Annotated in this window: 12 protein-coding genes; 2 read left to right on the forward strand and 10 right to left on the reverse strand. The window is 63.2% G+C overall.

Annotated features, from left to right (window positions below; translation table 11 throughout):
• Window positions 1-39 precede the first annotated feature (39 nt).
• Window positions 40-3,927 carry a PQQ-dependent sugar dehydrogenase gene (locus JKG68_RS10175; protein WP_202058907.1) on the reverse strand — a complete coding sequence of 1,296 codons (3,888 nt, stop codon included), beginning with the start codon at window positions 3,925-3,927 and terminating at the stop codon, window positions 40-42.
• Between the two features lie 186 nt (window positions 3,928-4,113).
• Window positions 4,114-4,782 carry a deoxyribonuclease V gene (nfi, locus tag JKG68_RS10180; protein WP_202059015.1) on the reverse strand — a complete coding sequence of 223 codons (669 nt, stop codon included), beginning with the start codon at window positions 4,780-4,782 and terminating at the stop codon, window positions 4,114-4,116.
• Window positions 4,783-4,992: 210 nt separating this feature from the next.
• Between nfi and JKG68_RS10185 the strand changes: the two genes are divergently transcribed.
• Entirely contained in the window at window positions 4,993-6,207 is a 1,215-nt protein-coding gene (locus tag JKG68_RS10185; protein ID WP_246515280.1) for a hypothetical protein, read from the forward strand.
• Between the two features lie 115 nt (window positions 6,208-6,322).
• Window positions 6,323-6,745, forward strand: coding sequence for a group III truncated hemoglobin (locus tag JKG68_RS10190; RefSeq protein ID WP_202058909.1), 423 nt, complete (start codon window positions 6,323-6,325; stop codon window positions 6,743-6,745).
• Window positions 6,746-6,752: 7 nt separating this feature from the next.
• Here JKG68_RS10190 and JKG68_RS10195 read toward each other — a convergent pair whose 3' ends face one another.
• The 8 genes from JKG68_RS10195 to JKG68_RS10230 form a co-directional block, all read right to left on the reverse strand.
• Complete coding sequence (locus tag JKG68_RS10195) at window positions 6,753-6,905, reverse strand: hypothetical protein (RefSeq protein WP_202058910.1); 153 nt, start codon at window positions 6,903-6,905, stop codon at window positions 6,753-6,755.
• A 74-nt stretch (window positions 6,906-6,979) separates the two neighbouring features.
• Window positions 6,980-8,077: a redox-regulated ATPase YchF gene (ychF, locus tag JKG68_RS10200; RefSeq protein ID WP_202058911.1), complete on the reverse strand. Its 1,098-nt coding sequence runs from the start codon at window positions 8,075-8,077 to the stop codon at window positions 6,980-6,982.
• A gap of 101 nt (window positions 8,078-8,178) precedes the next feature.
• Window positions 8,179-8,790 carry an aminoacyl-tRNA hydrolase gene (gene pth / locus JKG68_RS10205; RefSeq protein ID WP_202058912.1) on the reverse strand — a complete coding sequence of 204 codons (612 nt, stop codon included), beginning with the start codon at window positions 8,788-8,790 and terminating at the stop codon, window positions 8,179-8,181.
• A gap of 88 nt (window positions 8,791-8,878) precedes the next feature.
• The gene (locus JKG68_RS10210) at window positions 8,879-9,487 is read right to left on the reverse strand and encodes a 50S ribosomal protein L25/general stress protein Ctc (protein ID WP_202058913.1); all 609 of its coding nucleotides are present in this window, start codon (window positions 9,485-9,487) and stop codon (window positions 8,879-8,881) included.
• A gap of 160 nt (window positions 9,488-9,647) precedes the next feature.
• A complete protein-coding gene (locus JKG68_RS10215) occupies window positions 9,648-10,304 on the reverse strand; it encodes a flavin reductase family protein (RefSeq protein ID WP_202058914.1) in 657 nt (218 codons plus the stop codon).
• 161 nt (window positions 10,305-10,465) lie between these two features.
• Complete coding sequence (locus tag JKG68_RS10220) at window positions 10,466-11,398, reverse strand: ribose-phosphate pyrophosphokinase (RefSeq protein WP_202058915.1); 933 nt, start codon at window positions 11,396-11,398, stop codon at window positions 10,466-10,468.
• Window positions 11,399-11,552: 154 nt separating this feature from the next.
• On the reverse strand, window positions 11,553-12,065 hold the full coding sequence (locus tag JKG68_RS10225) for a hypothetical protein (RefSeq protein WP_202058917.1): 513 nt from the start codon (window positions 12,063-12,065) through the stop codon (window positions 11,553-11,555).
• 72 nt (window positions 12,066-12,137) lie between these two features.
• Window positions 12,138-13,298, reverse strand: a complete 1,161-nt coding sequence (locus tag JKG68_RS10230) for a benzoate/H(+) symporter BenE family transporter (protein ID WP_202058924.1) — start codon at window positions 13,296-13,298, stop codon at window positions 12,138-12,140.
• Window positions 13,299-13,348 lie beyond the last annotated feature (50 nt).

A 13,348-nucleotide genomic window follows, 5' to 3' on the forward strand; every position in this document is an offset into this window, starting at 1 on the left:
CTCCTGACGGCGAACCGGATCGACGTCGCCGAAAAAGCCCTAGAGCACGAACCAGCCCTTCTGCAGGTCGAGGCTGCCCTTGAGTTTGATGACGGCTTCCGCCGCCTTGTCGTTATCCGTGTTCAGGTAGACGTAAGTGTCCTTCTTGGTCTTCTCGTAACGAACCTCGCCGGCCTTGCTGAAGGCGTTTTTGCCGATGAAGCTGAACTTCTGGTCGCCGCGCTTGCTCATGTTGGCATCCACCAGCTTCAGGTCGAGCCTGTCGCCCTGCCGGCCCGAGAAGTCGGTGATGGTGTCGGCTTTCGTCTTGGACGAGCCCGTATCCCGATCGTCGAACACGAACACGTCTCGACCGGTGCCGCCGGTCAGCGCATCCTTGCCGAGGCCACCGATGAGCCGGTCGTTGCCGATGCCTGAGCTGAGCACGTCATCGCCGCCGACGCCGGACAGCATGTCGTTGCCGTATCCGCCTTTGATGACGTCCGCGAGAGCACTTCCGACAGCTTGCTCCGCCTGCGAGTCGCCAACCGTCACATCGATGCGCTGGGTATGCTTCTTACCAAGCGAGTCTGTAACGGTCACCGCAATCGTGTGCTTCTGCGCCTGCTCGTAGTCCAGCAGCACGCCGTTGGCCACCCTGAGCGTGCCATCCGCATCGAGCGAGAACCGGCCGCCTGCATTGTCGTCGAGGGCGAATTGATGCTTGTCAGTGGCTTCATCCGTGACCGAGAGCTTGGCAATGCGATCCCCTGTCTTGCTGTTCTCCTCGACCACGTCACCATTCAGATTAATTGCGCTTGGTGCATTATTGAGGATGTTCTGAAAGCTTATCTCTCCGTCGGAGAACTTGAAGATCTCGGCTCCGGTAACCGTGTCGGTGCCGTCGCCATTGGTGCGCTTGTCCTTGATCGTGAGAACCTCGTCTTTGAGCGTGATCTCGTAATCGGATCGTTGACCGGTGAAGACAACCTTATCCTGACCGCCTCTGCCATCGAACGTGTTGTTGGCGCCGTTGCCGTGGAACGTATTGGCGAAGCCGTTGCCTGTGAGGCTGATCGCGGCAGTGCCGTCAGCCCTGAGGATCTCCACATGGGCGGTTCCGGCAAGCGTATAGGATACGCTCGAGATGAGCGTGTCGATGTCGCCGCCAGCACCTTCGGTGATCCCGTCGTTCGGATCGTCGATCCGGTACGTGTCGTTTCCGCTGCCGCCCTGCAGGTCATCGGCTCCGGTTCCGCCATTGAGCGTATCGGCGCCAGCACCACCAATGAGGGTGTCGATGTTCTCTTCTCCATGGAGGGAGTTTGCCGCGTTATTGCCGGTGATGCGATTGGCCAGCTCGTTGCCGAGGCCGTCAATGGCCGCGCCCCCTTCAAGACTCAGGTTCTCCAGGTTTGCGAACAGGCCATAGGTGGTTGTGGTCACGACCGTATCGATTCCGCTCGTCGGGCCCCCAAGCGCATTCGTCTCGCTGATCTCGTCGTTCCCGTCCACCACATAGGTGTCGTCACCATCCCCACCCTTGAGCGTATCCCTACCACCACGGCCCTCAAGGCGGTTGTCGCCCTCATTGCCGATGAGAGTCTGCTCCAATGCATTGCCGGTCAGATCGATGTCATCTGTGCCAGTCGCCACGAGCAGTTCCACGGCTTGACCAATGCCCAGGTTGAAAGACCCTGAGGTATGGACTTGGTCCTGACCGTTGTCGGCGCCGCTCTCGACCACGGTGTCGTTGCCATCAACATAGTAGATGTCGCTGCCTTTGCCGCCTTCGAGCGTATCCTGACCGGAAACGCCATCGAGGGTGTTGGCGTCATCATTGCCGACGATGATGTTGTCGAGAGTGTTGCCGGTGCCAGTCGTGGCACTGCCGAGAAGCGTCAGGTTCTCAAGATGGGCGCCGAGCGTGTAGCTCTGCGTGGCCCTGATCGTGTCGATCCCTTCCCCGGCCTCCTCGCCGATGACATCATTCTGATCGATGATGTAGGTGTCATCCCCGAGCCCGCCTTCCAGGCTGTCGTCTCCATCTCCACCATCGAGCGTATCGGCACCGCTTCCGCCAATGAGCGTGTCGACGCCCTCAGCGCCGGAGAGGGAGTTCGCCGCATCGTTGCCGGTGATGTTGTTGGCAAGGGCATTACCATTGCCGTTGATGGCGGCGGTTCCGAGAAGGACCAGATTTTCTAGGTTCGTACCGAGCGTATAGTTGTTCAACGAAGTCCGGACCGTATCGAGGCCGCCGGTATCGGATCCATCGTCATTCGTTTCGACAATGATGTCGCCGCCGTCAACCACATAGGTGTCGTCGCCAGCACCACCCTCGAGCGTGTCCGCACCACCGCCACCGTTCAGAATGTTAGCGCCGGCGTTGCCGATCAGACGCTGCGCGAGCTCATTGCCGGTCAGGTCGATAGCTGTGTCGCTGTCAGCAGGCCAAGCCCGCAGGACTTCCACGGCTTGACCAGCTCCCAAGGTGAACGACTCCGTTGCGCGAACCTCGTCCTGGCCGGTATTAGCCGTGCTCTCGATTACTGTGTCGCTGCCGTCGACATAGTAGATGTCGCTGTCTGCGCCGCCTTCGAGCCTATCCACTCCGGCGCCGCCATAGATGGTGTCGTTACCACTGCCGCCGTGGATGGTATCGTTGCCGCCGGCGCCGTCAAGTAAATCGCCTAGGTCTGCTCCACCGCCGCCTGCATCGAGGCGGAATACCTCGCCAGTGATGTCGACTACGTAGAGGTTGCCGTTCCTGTCGGTTCCAAAGGAGGCAATCCTCTCAATCACGCCGGCGCTCGGAGCGATCATAGCGGTGATGTCATTTCTCACCCAGCCGGCGCCAGTTTGTTCTAGCGTCCAGATTTTGCCGCTGCCGAAGTCTCCGAAAATGTACTTGCCCTGCAAGGAGACGATGGGGCCGTTGTATACGTAACCGCCCGTAATCGACGATCCAATGCCGTCGTCATGTAGATAGTAGTGGATCGGGTCCGTGTAGCCGTCGTTGGTTCCAGGAGTTGGCCCGTCGTCGGGAACGCTGCCGTTGTCCTGTCGCCCCCAGCCATAGTTCGCGCCGGGGACCACAAGATTGATCTCCTCCGCCGTGTCCGCGCCGACATCGCCCACAAAGAGTCTGCCATTCTGATCGAAGCTGGCGCGCCACGGGTTGCGGAAGCCGATGGCGTAGACCTCGGACTGCTGAGCCAGATCAGGCGCATTGTCGAAGACGATCGGATTGCCGGCTGTGCCCTTCGGGATGGCAAAGTTTTTCTTGTCATCGGCGGGATAAGCGTCCGGGTTGGACCCGTCGATATTGACGTCGAGCCGCAGGATCTTGCCCGGAAGGCTGGTCGGGTCCTGCGCCTTCGCGTTCTGATCGCCGTCGCCGATCGCAGCGTACAGGTACCCGTCCGTGGGGCTGAAACCAATCCAGCCCGCGCGGTGGTTGCCTGAGAACTGCGTGTACTCTGTCGTCTCCAGGATCACCTTAAAATTATTGGGATCAAGAACATTCGGAGAGTTCGGATCCACCGTATACTCCCGGATCTGCGATTGATTGTGCCGGGGGGTAGGTTGGTTGGTTACAGGGTCCAAGTCCTTGATGGACAAGAAGACATAAACCTTGCCGTTATTGGCGAAGTCGGGATGGAAGGTGAAACCGAGGAGGCCGACCTCGCCAGCCGTCGCAACCTGCGAGGATACATCGAGGAATGGCGTCGGCGTACCAGCGATATGGATTGTCCCTTGCTTGCCCACGATGAACAGACGGTCTGAATTGTCCGGAGCACCCGTGACGAAGAGCGGCTGGGTCAGGCCTGATGCAATCCGCGTGCCGACGATTGCGGACGCATTGGGATCGTACCCATAGATCGTGTCCGCGTCAGACGTACCGGTGCGCGAGTCCGCGCCAGATGTGCCGTAGATAGTCGCCATAGTCGTTGCCCCACATTGAAAAGTGTTACTTTCTCCATCCATCGCCGAGGGGCTTGACTGCGACAACTCTCTGAACGGGGAGGACTCTTGCCGAAGCGTTAGGTTTGCATGCTCCAAGCCGCGAAAAAGCCTAGCGGACGCAGGCGATAATCCCGGACGCCGTCGTTCTGCGTCATTCCGCTGCACTTAAGGCGAAAACTGCCCCGCCGCGTTATGCGCCAGGCGGATCGGCTCGGGCAGGCGGTATTTGGGCGAGCAGCGCAGGACGAGTTCCGCGGCAGTCGGGATGTCCGCGAGGTGGCCGGGGGAGATGAACATGGGGTTCTTGGCCGTGCGGGTGCGCAGCGCCACGCCGATGGTCTCCTTACGGTCGATCAGCGGCGCGGACGAGCCCTTCTCCTCGGCCAGATCCTTATAGCGCCCGCACAGAAGCGTCTTGCCGCAGCCGACAGTGGGGCGCTGGAGCCACAGGCCCATATGGCTGGCGATGCCGATGCGGCGGGGATGCGCGATGCCCATGCCGTCGAAGAGAAAGACGTCCGGTTCGCTTTTCAGCTTCTCGAACGCCTCTTCCAGCACGGGCCCCTCGCGAAAGCTCAGGAGGCCTGGAACGTAAGGGAAGGGCGTGGGGCGCTGCGCCAGCACGGTTTCCACCGGCAGGAAGCCCGGATAGGTGACCACCACGATGGCAGCCTGCGACTGCTCGTTCTTCACGCTCACATCGACGCCCGCCACCAGCCCGACCGCATCGAGGTCGATGGGCCGGTTGGAGACGACCTCCGTCCTCAGCTCCTGCTGAAGGGCGATGGCCTCCGAGGGGGAGAGATTCCAGGGGTGGCGGCGGTGAAGGTGCATGCGCTCGGATACTGAAGGTGACATCCGGTCAACGCTCACGGTTCGGGATCGATCCCTGCGGGATCCAGGGCCCTCGAAAGCCCTGACTTATGGCCAAGCCTATGACGCCACTACGCAAAACCCCTTAGGGGCATGATCTGAATGTTGCCCGGCACCCGATGGGTCTATTCCTCAGCCCATCGGAATTCGATCTTCAAGAGCGAGGATGTCATGTCTAGCGTATATGCCACGAACGGCCTTGCGGCCCGTGAGCCAAAAGCAACGAGCCGGTTTTTCCTGCGCCGGGCCGCAGCCGGCCTCATCGCCCTGGGCACCGGGGCCGCCTGGACGCTGCCGGCCGAGGCCCATGTGAAGTGGTTCGCCCCTTACATCGTCGACGCCGCTCCCCAGCCGATCTCGGCGACGCTGACGAACCAGTGGTTCTGGACCGGTATCGGCCTGGTGCTGGCCTTCTTCCTGGCGACGCTCGCCGTCGAGCGCATGACCCTGGGCCGCGCCATCCAAGGGGGCCTCGACCGGATCAGCGCACCGCTCTGGAGCCGCTCGGACGACTTCATGCGCTCCTCCATCGCGGCCTTCTTCGTCGCCATCTTCGCGGTGGGCGGCATTTATCTCACCCCCGACCTTAAAACCGATTCCGAGCTGATCTCCTGGGCCCAGCTCCTGATCGCGGCTTGCGTGTTCTCGCGCCGGACCATGCCGGTGGCTGCAGCGGGCATCATCACCCTGTGGGTGGTGGCGCTGCGTGAATACGATCTGTTCCACCTGCTCGACTACCTGGCGCTCGGCGTGGGCGTCGCCGCCTATCTGGTAATGGCCTCCGCGAGCGACGAGAAATGGCGCGCCCGCCGGTTCCTGGCCCTGCGCTGGGGCATCGCGATCGCTCTCATGTGGTCGTCGCTTGAGAAGTTCGCCTATCCGAACTGGTTCTATCCGCTCGTCGAGGAGAAGCCCTTCCTGACCTTCGGCATGCCCCGTGACGTGTTCATCCCCATGGCTGGCGTGTCTGAGTTCACCCTGGGCTTCGGCCTGCTCTGGACCCCGCTGGTGCGCCGCCTCTCGGCCGTGTCCCTGCTGGCGATCTTCTTCACCGCCGTGTACCCCTTCGGCCGCATCGACCTCGTGGGCCACGCCCTGATCATGGCAGCCCTCTTCCTGGTCGCCGCCGATCCCTGCCGTGAGGCCAAGGCCGTTGCCCTCAAGGTGCCGAATGCTCTGCCCCGCCTCGGCAGCCTGGCCTCGGTTCCTGCAGGCCTGGCGGTTGCCCTCGTGGTGCTGGTGAGCGGATACTGGGGCCTGCATGGGGTGTTCTACGGCGCCGCGTATGGAACGGACCAGCAGATCGAGCAGACCACCCATTCCCACAGCAAGGAATATCCGCACGGACCGCAGGCGAAGCCTGAAACCAGCCACAGCCATCACTAAGGCTGACGAGCCGGGCCGATGGAGAGATCGTCCCGGCTTGATCTTTCGCAAAGGTTGTCCGAACGGGATGGGGGCATGATGCTCCCGTCCTGTCGTCGTTGAAAGGAGATCCGCCTTGGCGCATTCAGCCGCAAGCCGCAGCATTCCGATCATAAGCCCGGCGGAAGGCGTGTCGGAGGAGTTGATCCGCGCGTTGGTGGAAGCCTTTTATGACCGGGTGATCCGCGATCCGGAGCTCGGGCCCATCTTCCACCAGGCGCTCTCAGGCCGCTGGAGCCACCATCTGGCTCTCATGGTTGATTTCTGGTCCTCGATCGCCCTGAGGACGGGCCGCTACGGGGGCAAGCCGCAGGCTGCCCATTTCGGCCTCAACCTCACGCCGGAACTCTTTGGACGCTGGCTGGAGCTGTTCGAGGCGACCGCTCAGGAGGTCTGCGCGCCGGAGGCGGCCGCGTTCTTCGTGGACCGGGCGCGGCGCATTGCCGATAGCCTGCAGATCGGCCTCGGGATCGGACCGAAGGCCCTGCGGCTTCCTTGATGCCGCTTCAGCGCTCCCACCATTCGAGCTTGTCCCCGCTCGATTTGGGCAGCAGGGACGAAATGCCGATCATGACGAAGCCGCAGGCGACCAGCACGCCGACGAAGAATTCGGCGTTGCCAAAGCCCGGGGAGACGAGGTTCTCAAAAAAAGCCTGCATGGATTGCATCCTCCATGCAGGCTTTGTGGCAGAGCTGTCCTGAACGGGCGAAAAAGCCCGCGTTCAGGATTCCGTCAGGTATTGAACCGGAAGTGCATCACGTCCCCGTCCTGCACCGTGTATTCCTTGCCCTCGAGCCGCAGCTTGCCCGCGTCGCGCGCCCCGGCCTCGCCCTTCAGGGTGGTGTAGTCCGCATAGGCGATGGTCTCGGCGCGGATGAAGCCCTTCTCGAAATCCGTATGGATCACGCCGGCGGCCCCAGGGGCCTTGGTGCCCTTGGTGATGGTCCAGGCGCGGGCTTCCTTAGGGCCGACGGTGAAGTAGGTGATCAGGCCCAAAAGCTCGTAGCCGGCGCGGATCACCCGGTTGAGGCCGGGCTCGGCAAGGCCGACCGCATCGAGATAGTCCTTCTGCTCGTCGGCGGCGAGAACCGCGATCTCGCTCTCGATCTTGGCCGAGACGACGACGGCCTTGGCGCCTTCTTCGCGCGCGCGCTCGAAGACGCGGCCCGAGAAGGCATTGCCCTGGTCGGCCGAGGCCTCTTCCACGTTGCACACGTAGAGAACGGGCTTGGAGGAGAGGAGGCCGAGCATCTGGAACAGGCGCTCCTCCTCGGGCTTGCGCTCCACGAGGCGGGCGGGCTTCCCTTCGCGCAGGAGGGGCAGGGCGCGGTTGACGAGGTCGAGGGTTTCCTTGGCCTCCTTGTCGTTGCCCTTGGCCTTCTTTTCCAAGGCCGTGACGCGCTTTTCCAGGCTGTCCAGGTCGGCGAGCATCAGCTCGGTCTCGATGGTCTCGATGTCGGCCACCGGGTCGATCTTGCCCTCCACATGGGTGATGTCCGTGTCCTCGAAGCAGCGCACCACATGGGCGATGGCATCGACCTCGCGGATATTGGCCAGGAACTGGTTGCCCAGCCCTTCGCCCCGGGACGCGCCGCGCACCAACCCGGCGATATCCACAAAGGTGAGGCGGGTGGGGATGATCTGCGCCGAGCCTGCGATGCCGGCGAGCTGGTCGAGCCGGTCGTCCGGCACCGCCACGTCGCCCACATTGGGCTCGATGGTGCAGAACGGGTAGTTCGCGGCCTGCGCGGCCGCCGTCTGCGTCAATGCGTTGAAGAGGGTGGACTTGCCCACATTCGGCAGGCCGACGATGCCCATTTTGAAGCCCATAGCCTCACTCCTTGCCATGGCCGGCGTCAGCCGGCCTTATTTCTCAATCGTGTCGCATCGTGCTTGGCGAGGACCCGGTCCCCACTCCTTCGCGCGATGCTCTAGGTGGCCTTTTCTCCGGGCCGTTTCACATCCGTCCAGCCTCTCGCCTCCATGGCGAGGTGGACCTTGTTCTGGAAGCTGCCGTCCTCGGCCTTGGCCAGAAGGGCAGCGTGATCGGCGATGATCCGGCACAGGTCCTCGACCCATGCCTCCTCGGCTTTCCCGAAGTCGCCCAGCACATGGTTCTGCACCAGGGGCTTGTGACCCGGATGCCCGATCCCGAGCCGCACCCGGCGGTAATCGTTGCCGCAATGGGCCGAGATGGAGCGCAGGCCGTTATGGCCGGCATTGCCGCCGCCGACCTTCACCCGGAGCTTGGCGGGCGGCAGATCGAGCTCGTCGTAGAAAACCGTCACATCCTCAAGCGGAATCTTGAAGAAGTTCTGCGCCTCTCCAACGGCTTGCCCGGAGAGGTTCATGAAGGTCTGCGGCTTGATCAGCAAAACCTTCTCGCCGCCGATCACCGCATCCGCGGTCTCGGCCTGGAAGCGCTTGCGCCAGGGGCCCGCGTTGTGAACGCGCGCAATCTCGTCCACGGCCATGAAACCGATATTGTGGCGGTTTCGGGCGTAGCGGGCTCCGGGATTGCCGAGGCCGACGAAGAGGCGCATCGCTTGGTCCTGCTCATAAGAAACGCTCCGGCCTTGCGGTCGGAGCGTTGAAGCCGATCAATGGGCTTTTAACGCCCGATCAAGGCATTTAGGCTGCAGCGCCTTCCGTGGCGGCGCCCGTATCTTCCGTCATGCCCGACGGAGCAACGACCGTGACGAGGGTCACGTTCTCGGACGACGCGGCCTTGGCGCCGGTCGGCAGGGCAACATCGTTCAGGTGAACCGAGGAGCCGATGTCGAGATCGGCGACCGAAGCTTCGATGTAGTCCGGGATCGCGTCGGGGGACACGAGCAGTTCCACCGAGTGCTCGACGACTTGGACAGTGCCGCCGCGCTTCACGCCGGGGCTCTTTTCCTGGCCGACCACGTGCACCGGAACCACGACCTTGATCGACTGACCGGCGGAAACGCGCAGGAAGTCGATATGAACGGGGAAGTCCCGAACCGGATCGAGCTGGTAGTCGCGCGGAATGGCGCGGATCGACTGGCCTTCCACGTCGATCTCGAAGATCGTGGTGAGGAAGTGACCGGCGAAGATCAGCTGCTTGGTCTGGTTGAAGTCGAGGGCGATCGCCTGGGCCGGCTGGCCGGCTCCGTAGATGACGGCGGGAACTTGGCCTTGGCGACGAACGGCCCGGGCGGCCCCCTTGCCGGCCCGGTCGCGCGCCACGGCCTTGATTTGCTTTACTTCGCTCATGGTCGTGGTCCTATAGATTGGGTTGAAAAACCGATGGCCGCCAAGGTCCTGAAACCTTTGGGCGGCCATGAGGTCCGCGCCCGTGCCTCCAAGGGTGTCGAGCGGGCGCGAGGCGGCTTATAGCGGCAGATTGCCTGAAACGCAACAAGTTGGCAGGGGGTTAATCGGTTGCCCTGAAATTCCGGCCGAGATCCCTGCCGGCTTCCACATAATGGCGGAAGACGTAAAGCAGGGGCTGCCAGCGGCTGACATCGATGTAGTTGGTGTCCGCAAGCGTCACGTTCTCATGGGCATGCACACGCTTGACCTGCGTCTCGATGATCGCGAAGGAATGTTGGCAGCCGATCTCCCATTTTTCCCCGCCCGGCGCGTGGGCCGCGACGATGCGGGCCTCCAGTTGAAGCGGGCATTCGGCAATGCGCGGCGGCCGAACGAGGTCCGAGGGCAGGGGGGTGAAGCCTGCCGCCTCGAATTTGTCGGGTTCATGATAATAGCCGCTGGCTGCTTTGTATTCGGGAACCGGATTGCGACCGGTCGTCCGGGCAATGCGCTCCACCTGTTCCCACAGCTTGGCCGGAACGAGATTGATCACGCACTCGCCTTCGCGCACCATATTCTCGGTTCCCTGACCGCTGGTTCCCATCCCCAGAACGACCCGGTCATTCAAGGCCCAGGCAGAGGACATGGGCGAGATGTTGGGGGTGCCATCCGGGTTCAGCGTTGTAATGAGAGCGACCGGCGTTCCAAAATAGAGAACCGGCGGCTCGATCACGCGATGCTGTGGGATATCAGCGTTACTGCCCTGTGAGGAGTGCATGTTCCGGTTCCATAGATATAACGTATCTATGAACATAAAGAGAACATTTAAGCTTGTCCATAGCCGGTGCTTCGGTCGTGGTCGAAGTGTCGGGACCGACACCGTGTGCCGGTGGTGACGGCAATCGAGCTTTGGATGCGCTTCAGCGCCGAAATGACGGCTTAGTCGAACAGGCTCGACACCGAGCTTTCGGTTGCCGTGCGGCCGATGGCTTCGCCCATGAGCTGGGCGATGCTGATCACCCGAATGTTGTGGGCCACCTTCACGGCTTCGGTCGGCATGATCGAGTCGGTGATCACGAGCTCCTTCAGCCGCGAGCCTGCGATGCGGGCGACCGCGCCGCCGGAAAGGACCCCGTGGGTGATATAGGCGTAGACCTCCTTGGCCCCATTGGCCAGAAGAGCGTCGGCCGCGTTCACCAGGGTTCCGCCGGAGTCCACGATGTCGTCGACGAGGATGCAGGAGCGGCCGGACACGTCGCCGATGATGTTCATCACCTCGGACTCGCCGGGGCGCTCGCGGCGCTTGTCCACGATGGCCAGCGGAGCATCGATGCGCTTGGCGAGGGCGCGGGCGCGCACCACGCCGCCCACGTCCGGCGAGACCACCATGCGGTCACCGCCGTCGAGGTGATCCTTGATGTCGCGGGCCAGCGTCGGGGCCGCAAACAGGTTGTCGGTGGGGATGTCGAAGAAGCCCTGGATCTGGCCGGCGTGGAGATCGAGCGTCAGCACGCGGTCGACGCCCGCATGGGCGATGATGTTGGCGACCAGCTTGGCCGAGATCGGCGCGCGCGATGCGGACTTCCGGTCCTGCCGGGCATAGCCGAAATAGGGGATCACCGCCGTGATGCGACGGGCCGAGGCCCTGCGCAGCGCATCCGTGATGATCAGCAGCTCCATCAGGTGGTCGTTCGTGGGAAACGAGGTCGACTGGATGATGAACACGTCCTCGCCGCGTACGTTCTCCTGGATCTCGACGAACACTTCCATGTCCGCAAAGCGCCTGACCTGGGCCTTGGCCAGGGGAAGGTTGAGATAGGAGGCGATGGCTTCCGCCAGCGGACGATTGGAATTTCCCGCAACGAGCTTCATGAAGACAACTTTGGCTCTGTGTGACCGACCGGGCCCGCTGCGCAACGCCGTAGCCCATGCGCCTCCGGGCGCTAGGGTCTTAGCAGCGATGCGAAACCGTCACAATACACGTGAAGCCCCCGATGCGCCGGAATAATGGTTTATGGGCATGCAATTATTGCATCGCAACAGGGTTCTTATCGTCCAGGGCTTCCGCCGTCTGAATGGCGGGTTCGGGCTCCTGTTTGGCTTCGGACTTGGACGCGCTCAGAAACGCGGCGATCTCGTCCATGCTGGCCTGAGCCAGCTTGGAAAGCGCCTCCTTGTCGAGGGTTGAGATGGAGGCTGCCGGAATGGGGCTTGCCCCTGCGAGGCGCTTGGCCCGGCGCTTCTGGGCATCGAACACGTCCCACACATAGGCGACCTTGGTTTCCCCATCCTCGTTCGAGGCCGACAAATAGCCGCGGACCCGGTAGCGCGCCGTGCCGCTCGCGCCCACGAGATCGACCTTCCGGTCGGATGCGGCGGCTGCAAGCTCATCGGCCAGGGCGGTGCGGATGGGGGCCGGTGCACCGTCGATGCTCTCGAGAGCCACGGGAACGCCCTCCGGCGAGCCGCCGAAGGAGTTTTGGCAGGCTCCAAGAGCTGCCGTTACGATAAGGGCAGCCAGACGCCCCGCACCCTTCATCCCAGCCATCATGCCCCCCCGTTTTTGTTCTTGGTAACGAAGTTTTAAGCTTAACGGAGGGAGCCGTCTAGATCAGCCGCGCTTGCGCAGCCTGAGGGCCAGAACATCGAGGCCGAGAGCCAGGAGGCCGGCCGCGAGGCCCCAGAAGGCCGAGCCGATGCCGAAGAGGGTCAGGCCGGAGGCCGTGACCGCCAGGGTGAGAACGGCCGGGAACCGTTTGGCTTCCTCGGACAGGGCGGAACCGAGCGCCCCCGCGAACGCGCCCATCAGGGCCAATCCGGCCACCGTTCTGATGAGTTCGGGCGGGAGCGCGGCGATGAGGCCGATGAGGGCCGCGCTGAAAGCGGCGAAGATCAGGTAGGTCAAGGCGTAGAACGGTCCGACCATCCAGCGCTTTGCCGGATCCGGATGCGTGTCCGGCCCGGTGCAGATCGCCGCCGAGATGGCGGCAAGGTTGCTCGTGTGGGCGCCGAAGAAGGCCGTCACCACGGAGGCGAGTCCCGTTGCGGCCAGGATCGGGCGGGACGGGGGCTGGTAGCCGGAAGCCTTGAGCACCGCCAGGCCCGGCAGGTTCTGGGACGCCATGGTGACCAGAAAGAGCGGCAGGCCGAGTCCGATCAGCGCCGTGGGCTCCCAGGCCGGAGCGATGAAGGCAAGCGAGGACAGGGAGAGGCCTGCCGGCAGGGGCTGGGCAAGCCCGCCGCCGAAGGACAGGCCGAGGCCCACCAGCAGCACCGCCAGAACCGCCAAAGCCGGATTGAACAGCCGGATGAGCAGGAAGACGCCCACAAGGGGCAGGACGAGGGCAGGAGCCCCTTGGGCGCTCTCAAAAACTGCCATGACGAAGCGGATCAGCACGCCCGCCAGCATCGCCGCGGCGATGGAGGTGGGAATCCGCTCGATCAGCCGCCCGAAGGGCCTGATCAGGGCGGCCAGCATGATGAGGCAGCCCGCCAGAATGAAGGACCCGACCGCCGCATGGATGGAGATGCCGCTGGAGGCTGCGATGAGGGCAGCGCCTGGTGTGGACCAGGCCGTGACCACGGGCATCCGGTAGCGGACGCTCAGGAAGCCACTCGTCGCCGCCATGGCGAGGCAAAGGGCCGCCACCCAGGAGGAGGTCTGCGCGGCACTCGCGCCCACGGCCTGTGCTGCTGCGATGATGATCGCAATCGTGCTGCCGAAGCCCACCAGGGCCGCCACGACGGCTGATGTGATAATCGACAGGCGCATGATCCGGCTCCGTTACCGTTTTCCGAGCTTGGCGGTTTACCGGCAGCATC

The sequence above is a fragment of the Microvirga aerilata genome (assembly GCF_016743775.1).
GTDB classification, from domain to species: domain Bacteria; phylum Pseudomonadota; class Alphaproteobacteria; order Rhizobiales; family Beijerinckiaceae; genus Microvirga; species Microvirga aerilata.

What these genes read in the sequence shown, in the direction of transcription:
- JKG68_RS10185 (WP_246515280.1), top strand. Translation starts at nt 4,993, where the DNA reads ATGTCTAGCGTATATGCCACGAACGGCCTTGCGGCCCGTGAGCCAAAA.
- JKG68_RS10195 (WP_202058910.1), bottom strand. Translation starts at nt 6,905, where the DNA reads ATGCAGGCTTTTTTTGAGAACCTCGTCTCCCCGGGCTTTGGCAACGCC.
- JKG68_RS10210 (WP_202058913.1), bottom strand. Translation starts at nt 9,487, where the DNA reads ATGAGCGAAGTAAAGCAAATCAAGGCCGTGGCGCGCGACCGGGCCGGC.
- pth (WP_202058912.1), bottom strand. Translation starts at nt 8,790, where the DNA reads ATGCGCCTCTTCGTCGGCCTCGGCAATCCCGGAGCCCGCTACGCCCGA.
- JKG68_RS10230 (WP_202058924.1), bottom strand. Translation starts at nt 13,298, where the DNA reads ATGCGCCTGTCGATTATCACATCAGCCGTCGTGGCGGCCCTGGTGGGC.
- JKG68_RS10175 (WP_202058907.1), bottom strand. Translation starts at nt 3,927, where the DNA reads ATGGCGACTATCTACGGCACATCTGGCGCGGACTCGCGCACCGGTACG.
- JKG68_RS10225 (WP_202058917.1), bottom strand. Translation starts at nt 12,065, where the DNA reads ATGAAGGGTGCGGGGCGTCTGGCTGCCCTTATCGTAACGGCAGCTCTT.
- ychF (WP_202058911.1), bottom strand. Translation starts at nt 8,077, where the DNA reads ATGGGCTTCAAAATGGGCATCGTCGGCCTGCCGAATGTGGGCAAGTCC.
- nfi (WP_202059015.1), bottom strand. Translation starts at nt 4,782, where the DNA reads ATGCACCTTCACCGCCGCCACCCCTGGAATCTCTCCCCCTCGGAGGCC.
- JKG68_RS10215 (WP_202058914.1), bottom strand. Translation starts at nt 10,304, where the DNA reads ATGCACTCCTCACAGGGCAGTAACGCTGATATCCCACAGCATCGCGTG.
- JKG68_RS10220 (WP_202058915.1), bottom strand. Translation starts at nt 11,398, where the DNA reads ATGAAGCTCGTTGCGGGAAATTCCAATCGTCCGCTGGCGGAAGCCATC.